Here is a 17,809-nt window from a genome sequence, read left to right on the forward strand (position 1 = left end):
GGATTGCCTCGCGTCGGTGTGCCGGTGCGGTTCGGGGTCAGCGGGTGCGGTTCAGCGTCTGCAGGGCGGCCTTGAGCAGCAGACCGATCTGCGGCTCGCCGGCCGCCGCCTCCGCCTGCGGGGTCACGGCGGTGACCGCCTCGTCGGCCTCGCGGGTGGCGTAGCCGAGGCCGATCAGCGCGGCGTGCAGCTGGTCGCGCCAGGACTGGGTGACGGGAGCGCCGACGGCGCGGCCCGGCGACCCGACCGGCTCGCCGAGGCGGTCCTTCAGCTCCAGCAGCAGCTTCTGGGCACCCTTCTTGCCGATGCCGGGGACGGCGGTGAGCGCCTTCTCGTCATCCGTGGCGACCGCGCGCCGCAACGCGTCCGGGTTGTGCACCGCGAGCATGGCCTGTGCCAGCCGGGGGCCGACTCCGCTCGCGGTCTGGAGCAGCTCGAAGACCTGCCGCTCGTCGTCGTCGGCGAAGCCGTACAGCGTCAGCGAGTCCTCACGGACCACCAACGACGTGGCGAGCCGGGCCTCCTGACCCACTCTCAGCCCGGAGAGGGTGTCGGGGGTGCACTGGACGGCCATGCCCACACCGCCGACCTCGATCACGGCGGTGGTCGGGGCCAGGGCGGCGACCGGGCCGCTCACAAAGGCGATCATGCGGTACGGCCTTTCGTCGCGTGGTGGGCGGCGACCGCGCGCTGCAGTCGGTTCTGCGCGGGCGCGCGCCAGATGTGGCAGATGGCGAGGGCGAGGGCGTCGGCGGCGTCGGCCGGTTTCGGCGGGGCGTCCAGTCGCAGCAGCCGGGTCACCATGGCGCCGACCTGCGCCTTGTCGGCCCGGCCGCTGCCGGTGACGGCCGCCTTGACCTCGCTCGGGGTGTGCAGGGCGACCGGCAGCCCGCGGCGGGCCGCGCACAGCATGGCGACGGCGCTGGCCTGGGCCGTGCCCATGACCGTGCGCACATTGTGCTGGCTGAACACCCGTTCCACCGCGACCATTTCGGGCCGGTGCGCGTCCAGCCACTCCTCGATGCCGCGCTCGACGGCGACGAGCCGGTCGCCGATCTCCGCATCCGCGGCGGTGCGCACCACCCCGACGCCGAGCATGGTCAGCGGACGGCCCGCGACGCCCTCGACGACGCCGATGCCGCACCGTGTCAGCCCCGGGTCCACCCCCAGCACGCGCACACGCCCACCCCTTCTTCGCCGGCCCCCGGCCGCAGCCGGGCGGTGTCCCCGGCGTTCGTGCAGGCTATCGGCTCCCACTGACAACCGCCGACAGGCGAGGGGCCGAAAACGCGACGGGCCGGCGGGGTGGTGTCCCCGTCGGCCCGTCGCACGAAGCGGGATCAGGCGTCGACCTTCTCCATGACGTCGTCCGAGACGTCGAAGTTGGCGAAGACGTTCTGCACGTCGTCGCTGTCCTCCAGCGCGTCGATCAGCTTGAAGATCTTGCGCGCGCCCTCCTCGTCCAGCTCGACCTGCATGGTCGGGACGAAGTTGGCCTCGGCGGAGTCGTAGTCGATGCCGGCGTCCTGGAGCGCGGTGCGGACCGCGACCAGGTCGGTGGCCTCGCTGATGACCTCGAAGTTCTCACCGAGGTCGTTGACCTCCTCGGCACCGGCGTCCAGCACGGCGCCGAGCACGTCGTCCTCGGACAGCTCGCCCTTCGGCAGGACGACGACGCCCTTGCGGTTGAAGAGGTACGACACGGAACCGGGGTCGGCCATCGAGCCGCCGTTGCGCGTCATGGCGACCCGCACGTCGGAGGCGGCACGGTTGCGGTTGTCGGTGAGGCACTCGATGAGCACGGCGACGCCGTTCGGGCCGTAACCCTCGTACATGATCGTCTCGTAGTCCGCGCCGCCGGCCTCGAGGCCCGCGCCGCGCTTGACCGCCGAGTCGATGTTCTTGTTGGGGACCGACTGCTTCTTCGCCTTCTGGATGGCGTCGAAGAGGGTCGGGTTCCCGTCGACGTCGGCGCCGCCGGTACGGGCCGCGACCTCGATGTTCTTGATCAGCTTCGCGAAGAGCTTGCCGCGCTTGGCGTCGATCACGGCCTTCTTGTGCTTCGTCGTGGCCCATTTAGAGTGGCCGGACATCTGCCTGTCTCCTTCGCGTAACCAATCTCTGCTGCGTTCGCCTGTGATCCTACCGGGATCGTGTCACTGTGCGGTGCGCACCATGTCGACGAACAGGGCGTGCACACGGTGGTCCCCGGTCAGCTCCGGGTGGAACGACGTGGCCAGCGCGTTGCCCTGGCGGACGGCGACGATGTGGCCCTCGTGCTCGGCGAGCACCTCGACTTCGGCGCCGACGGACTCGACCCAAGGGGCGCGGATGAAGACGCCCTCCACGGGGTCGCCGTCTATCCCGTCGACCGCGACCGCGGACTCGAAGGACTCGTTCTGGCGGCCGAAGGCGTTGCGGCGCACGATCATGTCGATGCCGCCGATGGTCTCCTGGCCCGAGCGCGGGTCGAGGATCTTCTCGGCGAGCATGATCAGGCCGGCGCAGGTGCCGTAGACCGGCATCCCGGCGCGCACGCGCTCACGCAGCGGCTCCATCAGCCCGAAGAGGTGGGCCAGCTTGGAGATGGTGGTGGACTCGCCGCCGGGGACGACCAGACCGTCGACCTCGGCGAGTTCCTCGGGGCGCCGGACCGGCCTGGCCACGGCATCGGCCGCGGCCAGGGCGATCAGGTGCTCCCGTACGTCGCCCTGCAGAGCCAGTACTCCGATAACAGGGGTGCCGGGTGTGCTCATGGGTGGTTACCAGCCGCGGTTCGCGTAGCGCTCGGCCTCGGGCAGGGTGTCGCAGTTGATGCCGACCATGGCCTCGCCCAGGTTGCGGGAGGCGTCCGCGATGATCTTCGGGTCGTCGTAGAAGGTGGTGGCCTTCACGATGGCCGCGGCGCGCTTGGCCGGGTCACCGGACTTGAAGATGCCGGAGCCGACGAAGACGCCCTCGGCGCCGAGCTGGCGCATCAGCGCGGCGTCGGCGGGGGTGGCGACACCACCGGCGGAGAAGAGCACGACCGGCAGCTTGCCGAGCTGGGCGACCTCGGCGACGAGCTCGTACGGGGCGCGCAGCTCCTTGGCGGCGGCGTACAGCTCGTTGTTGTCGAAGCCGCGCAGGCGGGCGATCTCGTTCTTGATCTGGCGCAGGTGGCGGACGGCCTCGACGACGTTGCCGGTGCCGGCCTCGCCCTTGGAGCGGATCATGGCCGCACCCTCGGCGATCCGGCGCAGGGCCTCGCCCAGGTTCGTGGCGCCGCAGACGAAGGGGGTCGTGAAGGCCCACTTGTCGGAGTGGTTGACCTCGTCGGCCGGGGTGAGCACCTCGGACTCGTCGATGTAGTCCACGCCGAGCGACTGCAGGACCTGGGCCTCGACGAAGTGGCCGATGCGCGACTTGGCCATCACCGGGATCGAGACGGCGTCGATGATGCCCTCGATCATGTCCGGGTCGGACATCCGGGCCACGCCGCCGTCCTTGCGGATGTCGGCCGGGACGCGCTCCAGGGCCATGACGGCCACGGCGCCCGCGTCCTCGGCGATCTTCGCCTGCTCCGGCGTGACGACGTCCATGATCACGCCGCCCTTGAGCTGCTCGGCCATGCCTCGCTTGACGCGCGCGGTGCCGGTCTCGGGAGCCTGCGGGGAGTTGGGGAACGTGCTGGACACGATCGACCTCATTCGGTGACGACAAATGGTGCTCCGACGAGGAAACAGTCCGGTGCCAGGCCACTGCAAGGGCCAATGGGGACGCCGTGGCTCGTTTTGGCGGCGTCGGCGGCAGGGGCAGCCCGGCCGGGGGCGGGTGGGCGAGGGGCCCGGCCCGGCCACGGGGTCGGCCTCGAGCCGGGCGAGGGCGGGGCGAGGGTGAGGGCAGGGCGCCGTCGCGGCCGGAGGGCGAACCGAGGAGCCCGGGCCCGGGCCGCGGCCCGCTGCCGCGGGACCCCGCTAGGGCCGGTCCGCCAGCGCCACCGGGGGCTCGTCGTCCATCTCGAAGGCCATCGGGAACGGGGCGTGCCCGGCGAGGCGGAACCAGCGGACCTTGCGGTGCCGGCGCAGCGCCCGCGCCGCACGCACGGCGTCGTTGTGGAACCGCCGCGCCATGGGAACCCGCCGTACCGCCGCGGCGAGCTCGTTGGCGGCGTCGTCGCCCCCCGGGGCCTCCCGCACGGCCTGCACCTGCTCCGTCTCGCCGAAGACGGCACGCAGTGCCTGACTGAGCTCGCTCTCGGCGACCTCGCGGTGCTCCTCGTCCGCCTGACGCGCCGCGTGAGCGGCCTCGTACAGCACGATCGAGGCGGCCGGGTCCAGCACGCCCGAGGTGGCGAGCTCCTGGGTGACCGAGGCACGGCGGAGCAGCTGGGCGTCCAGGGCCGCGCGGGCGGCGTCGATCCGGGCGTGCAGGCGGTCGAGGCGGCCGGCGGTCCAGCTGAGGTAGAGGCCGATGGCGACGAGCGCGACGAGGATCCAGATCAAGGTTGCGGTCACGCCGGGTCAATCTACCGGGGCGCGCACGGGCGCCTTCGCCCGCGGGCCCGGTGCGGATCGTCCCGGCGGGTCCCCCCGCGAGCCGGCGGACCGCGCCGGAGCGGGCCGGTCCCCGGGGTGCGCCCGATCCGCCCCGGCAGGTGCGGCGCACCGGCCCGGCCCACGCTGTGCGGCCCCACCCCGAAGCGGGTCCGGTGGAGCTCAGCCGGCCAACGATCGGCCGGGCCGGAGCGTCCGATACCCGCTCCCGCTGAGGTGTACCGGCCCGGGTCGCACCCCCCGGGCCCCGGTCACTCACCCCGCGCGGTACCGGCTCAGTCGCGGGCCAGGCCCAAGCGGGCCATCAGACCGCCGGGGCGCTCGTCCGCGGCCACCGAGGCCGCTCCGTCCGTCACCGTCTCGTACACCGCGAGGATGTCCGCGCCGACCGTGGACCAGTCGAAGCGCCGCACATGGGCGCTCCCCCGGGCGCTGAGCTCGGCGCGCCGGGACGGGGAGCCCAGCAGCCGGATCGCGGCCTCGGCCAGCGCGTCGGCGTCCTCGTTGGCGAAGAGCTCGCCCGCGGCGCCCTGGTCCAGTACCTGGGCGAACGCGTCGAGGTCCGAGGCCAGTACCGGCGCTCCCGCCGACAGGGCCTCGACCAGGATGATGCCGAAGCTCTCGCCGCCTGTGTTGGGCGCGACGTACAAGTCGACGCTGCGCAGCAGCCGGGCCTTGTCCTCGTCGCTGACCATGCCCAGGAACTCCACGCGCTCGCGCATCGCGACGGGGAGCGACTCGACGGCCTCCTTCTCGTCCCCGCGCCCGGCGACCAGCAGCCGGGTGTCCGGCCGTGCCTCCAGGATCCTCGGCAGGGCCTTCATCAGGACGGGCAGGCCCTTGCGCGGCTCGTCGATGCGCCCGATGAAGCCGAGTGTGCCCCCCTTGCCTTCGCCGGTCGGACCCCCGCCCTGCCACTCCGCCTTCGGCTCGGCCTCGGCGAAGAAGTCGACGTCGACGCCGTTGGGGATGACCACCGCGTCGCCGCCGAGGTGCTCCACGAGCGTGCGCCGGGCGTACTCGCTGACCGCGATCCGTGCGTTGATCTTCTCCAGTGCGGGCTGGAGGATCGGATAGGCCGCGATCATCGCGCGCGAGCGCGGGTTCGAGGTGTGGAAGGTCGCCACGATCGGCCCCTGCGCCGCCCAGCAGGACAGCAGCCCCAGGGACGGCGAGGCCGGCTCGTGGATGTGGATCACGTCGAACGTGCCGTCGTGCAGCCAGCGCCGCACCCGGGCCGCGGACAGGAAGCCGAAGTTGAGCCGGGCGACCGAGCCGTTGTACGGCACGGGCACGGCACGCCCCGCCGACACGACGTACGGCGGCAGAGGGGTGTCGTCGTCGGCCGGGGCGAGGACGGACACCTCGTGCCCGAGTCCGATCAGATGCTCCGCGAGGTCGCGGATGTGGAACTGGACGCCACCGGGGACGTCCCACGAGTAGGGGCAGACGATCCCGATCCTCACGTGCGGGGCTCCCCCGTCTCGCCGCGGTCCTCCAGGTCGGAGAGCCACAACCGCTGCAACATGTGCCAGTCCTCCGGGTGGTCCGCGATTCCGGTGGCGAAGGCATCGGCCAGCGCCTGTGTCATCACGGACGTCTTCTCGGCCCGCGTGCCTGTCTCGGGTACGTCGACGGGCGGATGGACCCGGCCCCGCATGACCGTCCCGTCGTACCAGAGGGTGACGGGCAGCAGCAGCGCGCCGGTCTGCTGGGCGAGCAGCGCGGGGCCGGCGGGCATCCTGGCCGTCTCGCCGAAGAACTTCACCTCGGTGCCCGAGGCGGACAGGTCGCGGTCCGCGACCAGGCAGACCAGGCCGCCGTCGCGCAGTCGGCGGGCGAGCGTGCCGAAGGCGGAGCCGCCGGTGTGCGGCAGTACCTCCATGCCGAGGGACTCGCGGTAGGCGACGAAGCGGTCGTACAGCGTCTCCGGCTTCAGCCGCTCCGCGACGGTGGTGAACGGTATGCCGAGCGCGCGGGTGGCCCAGACCCCCGCCAGGTCCCAGTTCGCCAGGTGCGGCAGGGCCATGATGACGCCCCTGCCGTCGGCCATCCCGTCGTGCAGGCGCTGGATGCTCTCGATGTCCACGCTGCGGCGCAGGCGCTCCTTGTCCCAGGCGGGCAGGCGGAAGGACTCCATCCAGTAGCGCATGTACGAGCGCATGCCGGCCCTGGACAGCTCGGCGAGCCGCTCCGGTCCGGCATCGGGCACGACGCGGGCCAGGTTGGCCTCCAGCCGCAGGACGCCCTTGCCGCGCCGCTTCCACGCGGTGTCGGCGATGGTGCGGCCGAGCGCGGCGGCGACGGGCTCCGGAAGCTTCTTGACCACCCCCCAACCCAGCCCGTACAGCGTGTCCGTCATCCGGTCCTGCATGGCGCTCATGCCTCACTCCCCTGCGAGGTGCCCTGGGTGCTCCCGTGCGAGGGGCCCTGCGGGGAGCCGCCGCCGGACGGGGCGGCATCCGCCTCGGCCGCCTCACGGCGCACGGTGACCACTCGCTGCCCCAGCGTCACCACCGAGCCCGCGGCCACGACCCACAGCGCGATGGGGAGCAGCACCTCGACACCGGGGACGCCGAATGCGCGGAGTCCGGCGAGCCCGGCCGCCACCAGCGAGATCACCAGCCGTTCGGCGCGCTCCACCAGCCCGTTCACCGCGACCGGCAGCCCGATCGACTCGCCCCGCGCCTTCGTGTACGAGACGACCTGGCCGCTGGCGAGGCAGAAGATGGCCACCGCGCACAGCACGTTGTCGTCGCCCTTGCCCGCGTACCAGAGGGCGAAGCCGCCGAAGATCGCGCTGTCGGCGACCCGGTCCAGCGTGGAGTCGAGGAAGGCGCCCCAGCGGCTGGACACCCCGGCCTGCCGGGCCATGTTGCCGTCGACGAGGTCGGAGAAGACGAACAGGGTGATGACGATCGTCCCCCAGAAGAACTCTCCGCGGGGGAAGAAGACCAGCGCGCCCGCGACCACTCCGGCCGTGCCGACGAGGGTCACCGCGTCGGGGCTCACTCCGCGGCGTAGCAGAAACGCGGCGAACGGTGTGAGGACACGCGTGAAGAACGCACGCGCGTACTTGTTCAGCATGGCCTTCCCGAGGGGTCGGTGGGCCGTGCGGCCCCTTCGGCCACCGGCGGGCCCATCGTAGCCACGCGGGCGGCGGGCCAGCCGCCTGGCCCGGTCGCGTACGACGTATGGACGCACCATGGCGGGAGTGGAAAGCTCGAAAGACAACCGCGGGCTTCGCCGGCGCATCCCCCAGGCTCCGGCCGGGGGTCTCCCCATCGCGCGCCCCCGGGTCCGCGCCCTCACCTCACCGTGCGATGAGTCGGGAGGAACGAATCATGGGCGACAAGGCGAATGCACAATCCGGAGCCGCCGGCAGGGCTACGACGGCCGACCGGCCGACATCCGTACGGAATGTGGTGCTGGTCGGCCACAGCGGATCGGGGAAGACGACCCTGGTGGAGGCCCTGGCGCTGACGGCGGGGGCGGTCAACCGGGCGGGACGCGTCGAGGACGGCGGGACGGTCTCGGACTACGACGAGATCGAGCACCGCCAGCAGCGCTCCGTACAGCTGAGCCTCGTCCCGGTCGAATGGGGCGGGTACAAGATCAATCTGTTGGACACCCCCGGGTACGCCGACTTCGTGGGGGAACTCAGGGCCGGTCTGCGAGCCGCGGACGCGGCCCTCTTCGTTGTCTCGGCCGCGCAGGAGGCCGACGCGGTGCCCGCCTCGACCCGCATGGTGTGGGAGGAGTGCGCGGCCGTCGGCATGCCCAGGGCCATCGTGGTCACCCACCTGGAGACGGCCCGCACCGGTTTCGACGAACTCATCGAGGTGTGCGGGCAGCTGTTCGGCGGTGACGATCCGGACGCGGTGCTGCCGCTCTATCTGCCGCGGTACGGCCCCGAGGCCGCCGACGGCCACGCGCCCGTCACGGGCCTGGTCGGGCTGTTGTCGCAGAAGCTGTTCGACTACTCCGGCGGCGAGCGCGTCGAGAAGGCGCCCGGGCCCGAGGAGGAGGCACTGCTGGCAGGGGCCAGGAACCGCCTGATCGAGGGGATCATCGCCGAGAGCGAGGACGAGACGCTCATGGAGCGTTATCTGGGCGGCGAGGAGGTCGACCTCAAGACGCTGATCGACGACCTGGAGAAGGCCGTCGCGCGGGGCGCCTTCCATCCGGTACTGGCCGCGGCACCCGCGACGAACGGGGCGAAGCACGGGCTCGGCACGGTCGAGCTGCTGGAACTGATCACCGGCGGGTTCCCGACCCCGCTGGAGCGCGAGGCACCCGCGGTCACCACCCCGGAGGGGAGCCCCAGGCCCGCCCTCAGCTGCGACCCGGACGGGCCGCTGGTCGCCGAGGTCGTCAGGACCGCGTCCGACCCGTACGTCGGCCGGCTGTCCCTGGTCCGGGTGTTCTCCGGCACGCTGCGCCCGGACGAGACGGTGCACGTGTCGGGCCACGGGCTGGCCGACCGCGGGCACGAGGACCACGACGTCGACGAGCGCATAGGCGCCCTCTCCTCGCCCTTCGGCAAACAGCAGCGCACCGTCGGCCGGTGCATCGCGGGCGATCTCGCCTGCGTCGCCAAACTGGGGCGGGCCGAGACCGGTGACACGATCTCCTCGACGTCGGATCCGCTGCTGATGGAACCGTGGGCGATGCCCGACCCGCTGCTCCCCCTGGCCATCCGGGCGCACAGCAAGGCCGACGAGGACCGGCTCTCCCAGGGCCTGTCCCGGCTGGTCGCGGAGGACCCGACGATGCGCCTGGAGCAGAACCAGGACACCCACCAGGTCGTGCTGTGGTGCCTGGGCGAGGCCCATATGGACGTGGCGCTGGAGCGGCTGCGCAGCAGGTACGGGGTCCAGGTCGACGTGGTGCCGCACAAGGTGTCGCTGCGGGAGACCTTCGCCGTACCGTCGGCGGGACGGGGCCGCCATGTGAAGCAGTCCGGCGGGCACGGCCAGTACGCGATCTGCGAGATCGAGGTAGAGCCGCTGCCGCCGGGCTCGGGGATCGAGTTCGTCGACAAGGTCGTGGGCGGCGCCGTCCCGCGCCAGTTCATCCCTTCGGTGGAGAAGGGCATCAGGGCGCAGGCCGCGAAGGGCCTGTCGGTCGGCCATCCGCTGGTCGACGTGCGGGTGACACTGCTGGACGGCAAGGCGCACTCGGTCGACTCCTCCGACGCCGCGTTCCAGACGGCGGGCGCGCTGGCGCTGCGCGAGGCGGCGTCGCAGGCCCGGATCGATCTGCTGGAGCCGGTGGCCGAGGTGCAGGTGATGGTGCCGGACGAGTACGTCGGGGCGGTCATGAGCGATCTGTCGGGCCGCCGCGGCCGGGTGGTCGGCACCGAGCAGGCGGGCACCGGCAGGACCGTCGTACGGGCCGAGGTGCCGGAGATCGAGATCGGGCGGTACGCGGTGGACCTCCGGTCCGTCTCGCACGGCACGGGCCGCTTCGACCGGGCGTATGCGCGGCACGAGCCGATGCCGCCCCAGATGGCGGCCAAGGTCCGCGAGGAGGCCACGGCCGCGTAGGAGCCGCCGGCCGGCCTCCGCGCGGGCCCCGCCCCGCCGCACGGGAGGGCGGCCTCTGACCGCCGCGCCCCGGGCGCGGCAAGGAACGGGAAGCGGAGCCGGCTTGGGCATGCCGCCCGCCGAACCACCCTTCGGCGGGCGGCACTCGTGCGTCCCCGCCCCATCGGTCCGGAGGGCCGAAAGGCGGTGCTGACGCGTGGGCCGCCACCCCGATACGCTGTGTTGCGCAGCTCAGAAGGTGTGCGGGGCGCGGTAGTTGGGAAGGCCGCAGTGCGGACGAGGCGGCGATGGGGGCGGTAGTGGCGGACCAGGCATTCGATTTCTCTCCCGGGGCCCAGATCCCGGTGCAGGGGGCGGCCGGCCAGACGGCGGCGACACACGCCCTCGCCTCGGCCGCCTACCGGGACAGTCCGCTGGAGGAGATACTCAAGGCCAACAACGAGTGGCACCAGTCCAAGGTGAAGAAGGGCAAGTTCTCGCTGTTCGAGCCGAACCTGGGCGAGGCCTTCTCGCGGGCGGTCCAGGTGCGGATGCTCGGCGGGGCCCGCAAACCGCTGATCCAGTCGTTCGGCGCCGAGCCGCAGGCCGTGGTGGAACACGCGCTGGCGGCGAGCCGGATCCGCAAGCAGCGGGACGCCCGGCTGACCGCTGTCATGGCGGTGTTCGGACTGCTGTTCCTGCCCGGGGCACTGCTGTGGATCGGCGTGTTCCAGCTGCGCCGTACGCTCGCGGGTTCGAAGGACAGGAAGGCCGGTGCCATCGGATCGGCGCTGCTGGTCGCCGTGGGCGTCCTCGCGGTGGTGTTCCTCGTCGCCCTGCCGTTCGGTGGATTCTGGGCGTACTACCTGCGGGCCATGGTCGTCGCCCCGGTGATCGGCTGGCTGTTCGCCAAGCGGATCTGCGAGTCCACGGCGAAGGACCTGCGGGTCCGCTGGGACAGCCTCCTCTCCGGCGGCGGCATCGGGGCGAAGGTCCCCGAGGCCGTGCCCGGCAACCCCAACGAGACGGCGGCCGAGCAACTGCGCCAGGGCCTGGAGAAGCTCACGGCCGAGCAGCAGTCCAACTCGGTGTTCTACGCCGGTCCCAAGGGGATACTCGGCATGGGCACCCGGTGGGGCAGCTGGCAGCTCGCCGAGGAGCTGGTGGCCAAGGAGCCGGGCAAGGAGTTCCACCAGTTCCGCAGCTGGGACGTCATCAAGGTCATCCACGACCAGCTGACCCTGCTCCAGCGCGGCCCGCTGAACACGGGCGGCTTCCCCAAGCCGTCGGTGAAGCACTGGATCGTCGTGCCGGTCGGGGAGGGCGCCACCGAGGTCGCCCGTCCCGAGGGCCAGGACGTGGACACCTTCCAGGTGAAGCGCCACGAGATCCAGCGGATCTGCGACCACCAGCAGTTCGGGAGCGGCAACCGGCACTATCTCGGTGTCCAGTTCACGCTGTGGGACGGCCAGCTCGTGATCACCATGATGATCACGGTGACGGTGCTGTTCGAGACGCTGCGCATCGAGGTGACCGGTCATGCGCTCGGCCCGGTGCACTCCCTCTTCACCGGCAAGCCGGCGCCCAAGACGGTCGAGGTCGCCAAGACCATCCGCTTCTGGGAGACCGTCGAGCGCCAGCTGCCGCTGGTGGACACCACCGAGGTGGTACGGCAGATGGTCCGGGCACCCTTCACCTGGTACCCGCCGATGCTGGACTTCCTCGGCGGGAAACTGATCCTGCCCGAGCCGTTCGGGCTGCGGCACGCGTGGGCGGAGCAGCCGTGGCGGCACCGTTTCATGGCGGACGACGCCATGCGGGCGGCGACGCCGGTGCTGCGGGTGGCCCACTCCGCCGCGATGCGGGTGCTCGAGGAGAACGGCGTGGACACGGAGCGCTTCAGCACCCGCTCCTCGTTCCTCAGCACCGGTGTGCAGGACCCGATGCCGCGCAAGGCGGACGCGTACGACGCGTGACGATTCGGCCCCGGAGCGTCCGCGAGGCGTCCGGGGCCGGGAGGACTGCGGGTGCTACGCGGCGGGCCAGGCGTCGGCGAGCATCTTCCTGGTGTCGGCGAGGAGTTGCGGCAGCACCTTCGTGTGCCCGATGACCGGCATGAAGTTGGTGTCGCCGCCCCAGCGCGGCACCACGTGCTGGTGCAGGTGCGCGGCGATGCCCGCACCGGCCACCGTGCCCTGGTTCATGCCGATGTTGAAGCCGTGCGCCCCGGAGGCCGTCCGCAGCGCCGTCATCGCGCGCTTGGTGAACTCCGCGAGCTCCGAGGTCTCGGCCTCGCGCAGGTCGGTGTAGTCGGCCACGTGCCGGTACGGCACCACCATCAGGTGGCCCCCGTTGTACGGGTACAGATTGAGCACGGCGTACACGCTGTCGCCGCGCGCGATGACGAGCCCGTCCTCGTCGGACTTGGCGGGGATGGAGCAGAAGGGGCAGCCGTCGTCGGCCCCGGGCCCGGTCGGCTTGTTCTCGCCCTGGATGTACGCCATCCGGTGCGGCGTCCACAGCCGCTGGAAGGCGTCCTGGATGCCGACCCCGATCTGCTGCTCCGGCTCACTCGTCATGTGGTGCAGCATATGACTTCGCCCGTACGGAGCGTGTCGCCGGGGGCGGACGCAGGCGGCTCCCGGCGATGCTGGCCGCATGGACGTCGACGAGGCAGACACCCCGCTCGACCGCTGGGAGCAGCGGGCCGAGCTACCGCTCTTCTACGCCTCACTGGTCTTCCTGGCCGCGTACTCGGTGCGGATCCTCGCCCATGACGTGGACGTGGTCTGGCGGGAGATCGCCTTCGCCACGATGCTGCTGATGTGGCTGGTCTTCCTGACCGACTTCGTGGTGCGCCTGCGGCTCAGCGGTCAGCCGCTCCCCCGCTTCCTGCGGACGCACTGGCTGGACGCCCTGGTGCTGCTGCTGCCGCTGCTGCGCCCGCTGCGGCTGGTCAAGCTGTACACGACGCTCCAGCGGCGACGCGACGAGCCGGTCCTCAGCCTCTACGCGCGGGTGATCGTCTACGCGGGCCTGGGCGCGGTGCTGCTGGGCTGGGCCGGGGCGCTCGCCGTCTTCCACGCGGAGCGGACCGCTCCCGGGGCGACGATCCTCACCTTCGGCGACGCCGTGTGGTGGGTGTGCGAGACGCTGACCACCGTCGGGTACGGCGACGTCACCCCCGTGACCACGTGGGGAAGGATCATCGCCGTCGGGCTGATGATCTGTGGGCTGGCGCTGCTCGGCGCGGTGACCGGCTCCTTCTCTTCCTGGCTGATCCAGGTGTTCACGCGCGAGGACGAGAGGAGGCCCCCGGAGGACCGACGTCCTCCGGGGGCCTCCTCCTGACGGGTCGGGCCGGTCACGGGCCCGGCCGGCTCGTGACCGGCCTGCGTGGACCGGCGCGGACCGCTACAGACCGGGGAGCTGCCGGGCTCAGATCTGGGCGCGCTCCTCGACGACCTTCGCGATCTTGGCGATGGCCTCGTCGACCGGGATGCCGTTCTCCTGCGAGCCGTCGCGGTAGCGGAAGGACACGGCGCCGTGCTCCATGTCCTCGTCGCCCGCGATGACCATGAAGGGCACCTTCTGCTTCTGGGCGTTGCGGATCTTCTTCTGCATCCGGTCCGAGGAGGCGTCCACCTCCACGCGCAGCCCCTGCTTCCTCGCCTTGGCGGCGAAGTCCTGCAGATACGGGACGTGGGCGTCGCCGATCGGGATGCCCAGCGCCTGGACGGGCGCCAGCCAGGCCGGGAAGGCACCGGCGTAGTGCTCGAGCAGCACCGCGAAGAAGCGCTCGATGGAGCCGAACAGTGCCCGGTGGATCATGACAGGACGCTGCTTGGTGCCGTCCGGGCCGGTGTACTCCAGGTTGAAGCGCTCCGGCAGGTTGAAGTCGAGCTGGACCGTCGACATCTGCCAGGTACGGCCGATCGCGTCCTTCGCCTGGACGGAGATCTTCGGGCCGTAGAAGGCCGCGCCGCCCGGGTCGGGGGTCAGCGGAAGGCCCTGCTTCTCGGCCACCTGCCGCAGGACCTCGGTGGCCTCCTCCCAGACCTCGTCGGAGCCGACGAACTTGTTCGGGTCCTTGGTGGACAGCTCCAGGTAGAAGTCGGTCAGACCGTAGTCGCGCAGCAGGTCCAGGACGAAGGTGAGGGTCTTGTCGAGCTCCTCCGCCATCTGCTCGCGGGTGCAGTAGATGTGCGCGTCGTCCTGGGTGAAGCCGCGGGCACGGGTCAGGCCGTGCACGACGCCCGACTTCTCGTACCGGTACACGGTGCCGAACTCGAAGAGGCGCAGCGGCAGTTCACGGTACGAGCGGCCGCGCGCGTCGAAGATCAGGTTGTGCATCGGGCAGTTCATGGGCTTGAGGTAGTAGTCCACGCCCTCGTCGAGCTGCATGGGGGGGTACATGCCCTCGGCGTACCAGTCCAGGTGGCCCGACTTCTCGAACAGCTTGCCCTTGGTCGCGTGCGGCGAGTAGACGAACTCGTAGCCGTGCTCCTCGTGGCGCTTGCGCGAGTAGTCCTCCATGACCCGGCGGATCACGCCGCCCTTGGGGTGGAAGACCGCGAGTCCGGAGCCGACCTCGTCCGGGAACGAGAACAGGTCCAGCTCGTTGCCCAGCTTGCGGTGGTCGCGCTTCTCGGCCTCGGCGAGGAAGTCCAGGTGAGCCTTCAGCTCCTCCTTGGACGGCCAGGCGGTGCCGTAGATGCGCTGCAGCATCGGGTTCTTCTCGCTGCCCCGCCAGTACGCCGCCGCGTTGCGCATCAGCTTGAACGCCGGGATGTTGCGGGTCGTGGGCAGGTGCGGGCCCCGGCAGAGGTCCTTCCAGCACAGCTCGCCGGTCTTGGCGTCCAGGTTGTCGTAGATGGTCAGCTCGCCGCCGCCCACCTCGACGTCAGCACCGTCGTCGTGCGAGGCGGAGCCCTTGATCCCGATGAGCTCCAACTTGTACGGCTCGTCCGCGAGCTCGTCACGCGCGGCCTCGTCGGTGACGACACGGCGGGAGAAGCGCTGACCGCGCTTCTGGATCTCCTGCATCTTCTTCTCGATGGCCTTGAGATCCTCGGGGGTGAAGGGCTTCTCCACGTCGAAGTCGTAGTAGAAGCCGTCCCGGACGGGCGGGCCGATGCCGAGCTTTGCCTCGGGGAACAGCTCCTGCACGGCCTGCGCCATGACGTGCGCGGTGGAGTGGCGCAGGATGTTGAGCCCGTCCTCGGACGAGATCGCGACGGGCTCGACGGTCTCGCCGTCCTTCACCTCGTACGCGAGGTCCTTCAGCTCCCCGCCGACCCGGGCGGCGATCACGGTGCGCTCGCCGCCGAAGAGATCGGCCGCCGTGGTGCCCGTGGTCACCACGCGCTCTTCCCGCTCGGAATCGCGTTGGATGATCACACGGACGTCTGACACCGGTCTCTCCTGTCTGAAGGGGAACACGCGCAGAGGTATCGCGCGTGCACTACGTCATGCTACCGAGCGACGGATCGGCCCCGCGAAACGCGCTGCGGGCGTGCGCTTCGCCGGCGGTGGGCGTGACGCTTCCCGTGCGTCGCGCCTCGTGCGGGGTCGGGGCGCGGATGAGGCCCGCCCGGCCCGGGCTCGCGCCGCACCGCGCCGCGCGACGAGATCACGTCGCACTCCCGGCTCACGCGTCCCGCCGTACACCGGCGCCCCGCGGCGCACCGCGATCACACCGCACACCGGCGTCCCGCGGCACGCGGTCGAGCACGCGTGCGGGGCGCCGCGCGCGCAGAGCGTGGCGCGCCCACCGCCGGCGCGGCGGACCCGATCAGTCCCCCCCGCCGCACGCCTCCTCGAAGAAGTCCAGATTCTCGTGCAGGGACTTCATCAGCCTGTCCCGCTCCGCCTCGTCCACCTGCACCGGCACGACGTCGGTCGCGTCGCTGAGGCGCCGGAAGCCGCCGCGGCTCTCCAGGCGGCCGACCACGCGTATCGGGAGTCCGACGAGGTGGGCGTGGCCCGCGGTCCGGTACGACTCCTCGTCCAGGACCGCGCGCACGTGCGGGACCTCCGCTCCGGCGAGGACGCGCAGCCGTACCGTTCCCGCGCCGCGCGTGCCCGAGCGCCGCATCCGGACCACCGTGCCGGTGACCCGGACGGGGACGGACGGCTCGTCACGCAGATAGCGGGCGCCGGCAGCGCGCAGGGCGGGCAGGTCGCCGGGCGAGAACTCCACCGGTTCGGGCCGGGCCGCGCAGCCTTCCGGCGCACCCGCCGAGGGCGACCACGCCACCGCGACGCGGGCCCCCTCGGCACCCCGTACCAGTGCCACGAGAGCCTCGGTCAGCTCGCGGCTGACCCCTGCCGCCACGGCCGCGTCGAAGGCGTCCATCCCGCCGGTGGCCCGCTGGTAGTCGATGGCCTCGCGCGCCGCGTACAGGGCGTGGTGCAGCCGGACCGCGACGGACCGGCCGGTGTCCACCGGCACGAACGCGGTGAGACCGCGCCCGCCCGGAGCCGGTCCGACCAGAACTCCCTCCAGAACCGCCTGCGCCTGCCGCCGGCGGCGCGCCCCGTGGTATCCGGCGCGGCCGCGCACGGCGAGCGCCCCCGCGAGCAGCAGCTGCCGGGCGGCGGACCTCAGTTGCTCCTGCACGGTCCAGGACGCCGCTCCCGACGGTCCGTGGGGTACGTCGCGCCACCAGCGGAACTCGTCGCTCGGCACGGCGAGCCCGACCAGCACCTCGCGTGCCGAGGGCGCGGCGGAGCGGGCGAGCGCGGTGAGCGCCTCGCCCAGCAGGTCCTCGCAGTCGGGGAACTCCCGGCTCTCGGGTACCAGCAGGCTCGTGCCGCCGGCGCCGGGTCCCGGCGGCGTCCAGCGGGCGTACCGGCCGGCCGCGCCGCCCCGCCTGCGCCATCCGTGCCGGTGCAGCAGCGCCCCGAGCACCAGGGGGTCGACCAGGGCGGGGTCGGGGGCTCCGCTGCCGTACCAGGGCGCGGGTACGCCGTCGGGGAAGGGCAGGGGCGCCTGCCGGGCGTGCGGCACCGAGGGGGAGCCGGCAGGCCCGGGCGCGGGGTCGTCGATCGGGCGGTGCATCAGGGTCTCCCTCCCGTCCCGACCCGCGTCATGATCTCGCAGAGCGCCCGGTCGTCGAAGATGCGCGAGGTCGGGATCCGCACGGTGGTCCGACGCCGGCCCGTCACCGGGTGGCCGGCCAGATTGGTCCAGTAGCAGCAGTGCCGCAGATCGAGGCGGTCGTGCCCGGCCCGCAGCCACTCGTCCCGGGCCCGCGGCACGATCATGACGACGAGGATCTTGTGCACCGACACGGGTGTACGGGCCAGCTTCACCAGGTGGTCGTTGTCGAGCGTGAAGGAGAACGCGGGCCCGCGCGGGTGCGGCGCGAGCTGGTAGGTGGCTTTCAACTGCACCTTGATGGTGACCTCGTCGTCGACGGTGTGTCCGGGGGCGCTGTGGCTGACGTGCCAGTCGATCCCGTTGTCGGGGAACGGCTGGGACAGCGAGCAGCCGGCGGCGGCCGCGACCGCGTGGAGGTACCCCACCTGGAGCGTCTCCATGCAGGCGGTGGTGGCGAGTGCTCCGCGCAGCGGTGCGGTCCGCTCGGGCAGCGCACCCGGTTCGGGCTGCGCGAGCGCCATGGCTCCGTCTGCCTTCCGGGCTGTGCCGATGGTTTGTCCTCACGACGGACCGTCAACATCGCGCCCCGTCATCTGTGTTGTCACCCGCCTGCGTAGTGCGCAAACAGTCCGGGTATCACC

At 71.9% G+C, this 17,809-nt stretch carries 16 protein-coding genes; 3 read left to right on the top strand and 13 right to left on the bottom strand.

All coding sequences use genetic code 11. The annotated features are described in order from the left end of the window. Positions 1-37: 37 nt before the first annotated feature. The 9 genes from ruvA to pgsA all read right to left on the bottom strand — a co-directional run bounded on the left by ruvA (position 38) and on the right by pgsA (position 7,622). Positions 38-649: a Holliday junction branch migration protein RuvA gene (ruvA, locus tag BLT82_RS24205; protein WP_093658335.1), complete on the bottom strand. Its 612-nt coding sequence runs from the start codon at positions 647-649 to the stop codon at positions 38-40. Beyond that, entirely contained in the window at positions 646-1,179 is a 534-nt protein-coding gene (gene ruvC, locus BLT82_RS24210; protein WP_093658337.1) for a crossover junction endodeoxyribonuclease RuvC, read from the bottom strand. Before ruvC ends, ruvA begins: the two co-directional genes overlap by 4 nt. A 161-nt stretch (positions 1,180-1,340) precedes the next feature. Next, complete coding sequence (locus BLT82_RS24215; RefSeq protein ID WP_093658339.1) at positions 1,341-2,093, bottom strand: YebC/PmpR family DNA-binding transcriptional regulator; 753 nt, start codon at positions 2,091-2,093, stop codon at positions 1,341-1,343. Between the two features lie 63 nt (positions 2,094-2,156). Beyond that, the gene (gene pdxT / locus BLT82_RS24220) at positions 2,157-2,756 is read right to left on the bottom strand and encodes a pyridoxal 5'-phosphate synthase glutaminase subunit PdxT (protein WP_093658341.1); all 600 of its coding nucleotides are present in this window, start codon (positions 2,754-2,756) and stop codon (positions 2,157-2,159) included. A 6-nt stretch (positions 2,757-2,762) separates the two neighbouring features. Then, on the bottom strand, positions 2,763-3,689 hold the full coding sequence (gene pdxS, locus BLT82_RS24225; RefSeq protein ID WP_208868018.1) for a pyridoxal 5'-phosphate synthase lyase subunit PdxS: 927 nt from the start codon (positions 3,687-3,689) through the stop codon (positions 2,763-2,765). Positions 3,690-3,956: 267 nt separating this feature from the next. Next, positions 3,957-4,496 (bottom strand): LemA family protein, encoded by a 540-nt coding sequence (locus BLT82_RS24230; protein ID WP_093658345.1) that lies wholly within the window; start codon positions 4,494-4,496, stop codon positions 3,957-3,959. A gap of 314 nt (positions 4,497-4,810) precedes the next feature. After that, complete coding sequence (locus tag BLT82_RS24235; protein WP_093658347.1) at positions 4,811-6,001, bottom strand: glycosyltransferase family 4 protein; 1,191 nt, start codon at positions 5,999-6,001, stop codon at positions 4,811-4,813. After that, positions 5,998-6,918, bottom strand: coding sequence for a phosphatidylinositol mannoside acyltransferase (locus tag BLT82_RS24240; protein WP_093658349.1), 921 nt, complete (start codon positions 6,916-6,918; stop codon positions 5,998-6,000). Before BLT82_RS24240 ends, BLT82_RS24235 begins: the two co-directional genes overlap by 4 nt. Beyond that, positions 6,915-7,622: a phosphatidylinositol phosphate synthase gene (gene pgsA / locus BLT82_RS24245; RefSeq protein WP_093658351.1), complete on the bottom strand. Its 708-nt coding sequence runs from the start codon at positions 7,620-7,622 to the stop codon at positions 6,915-6,917. The genes BLT82_RS24240 and pgsA overlap by 4 nt, the downstream gene beginning before the upstream one ends. A gap of 257 nt (positions 7,623-7,879) precedes the next feature. On the opposite strand from pgsA, the gene BLT82_RS24250 reads away from it, so the two are divergent. Beyond that, positions 7,880-10,084, top strand: a complete 2,205-nt coding sequence (locus BLT82_RS24250; RefSeq protein WP_093658353.1) for an elongation factor G-like protein EF-G2 — start codon at positions 7,880-7,882, stop codon at positions 10,082-10,084. A 299-nt stretch (positions 10,085-10,383) separates the two neighbouring features. Beyond that, complete coding sequence (locus tag BLT82_RS24255; protein WP_093658355.1) at positions 10,384-12,039, top strand: hypothetical protein; 1,656 nt, start codon at positions 10,384-10,386, stop codon at positions 12,037-12,039. Positions 12,040-12,093: 54 nt separating this feature from the next. On the opposite strand, the gene BLT82_RS24260 is transcribed toward BLT82_RS24255, so the two are convergent. Next, positions 12,094-12,654 (bottom strand): HIT family protein, encoded by a 561-nt coding sequence (locus BLT82_RS24260; protein WP_093658357.1) that lies wholly within the window; start codon positions 12,652-12,654, stop codon positions 12,094-12,096. 67 nt (positions 12,655-12,721) lie between these two features. On the opposite strand from BLT82_RS24260, the gene BLT82_RS24265 reads away from it, so the two are divergent. Beyond that, on the top strand, positions 12,722-13,414 hold the full coding sequence (locus BLT82_RS24265) for a potassium channel family protein (protein ID WP_093658359.1): 693 nt from the start codon (positions 12,722-12,724) through the stop codon (positions 13,412-13,414). A gap of 87 nt (positions 13,415-13,501) precedes the next feature. Here BLT82_RS24265 and thrS read toward each other — a convergent pair whose 3' ends face one another. The 3 genes from thrS to BLT82_RS24280 all read right to left on the bottom strand — a co-directional run bounded on the left by thrS (position 13,502) and on the right by BLT82_RS24280 (position 17,689). Then, entirely contained in the window at positions 13,502-15,478 is a 1,977-nt protein-coding gene (thrS, locus tag BLT82_RS24270; protein WP_093658361.1) for a threonine--tRNA ligase, read from the bottom strand. Positions 15,479-15,857: 379 nt separating this feature from the next. After that, positions 15,858-17,126: a hypothetical protein gene (locus tag BLT82_RS24275; RefSeq protein ID WP_093658363.1), complete on the bottom strand. Its 1,269-nt coding sequence runs from the start codon at positions 17,124-17,126 to the stop codon at positions 15,858-15,860. Further along, a complete protein-coding gene (locus BLT82_RS24280; RefSeq protein WP_093658366.1) occupies positions 17,126-17,689 on the bottom strand; it encodes a DUF4365 domain-containing protein in 564 nt (187 codons plus the stop codon). The genes BLT82_RS24275 and BLT82_RS24280 overlap by 1 nt, the downstream gene beginning before the upstream one ends. Positions 17,690-17,809 lie beyond the last annotated feature (120 nt).

The organism is Streptomyces wuyuanensis, assembly GCF_900103455.1.
GTDB lineage: Bacteria > Actinomycetota > Actinomycetes > Streptomycetales > Streptomycetaceae > Streptomyces > Streptomyces wuyuanensis.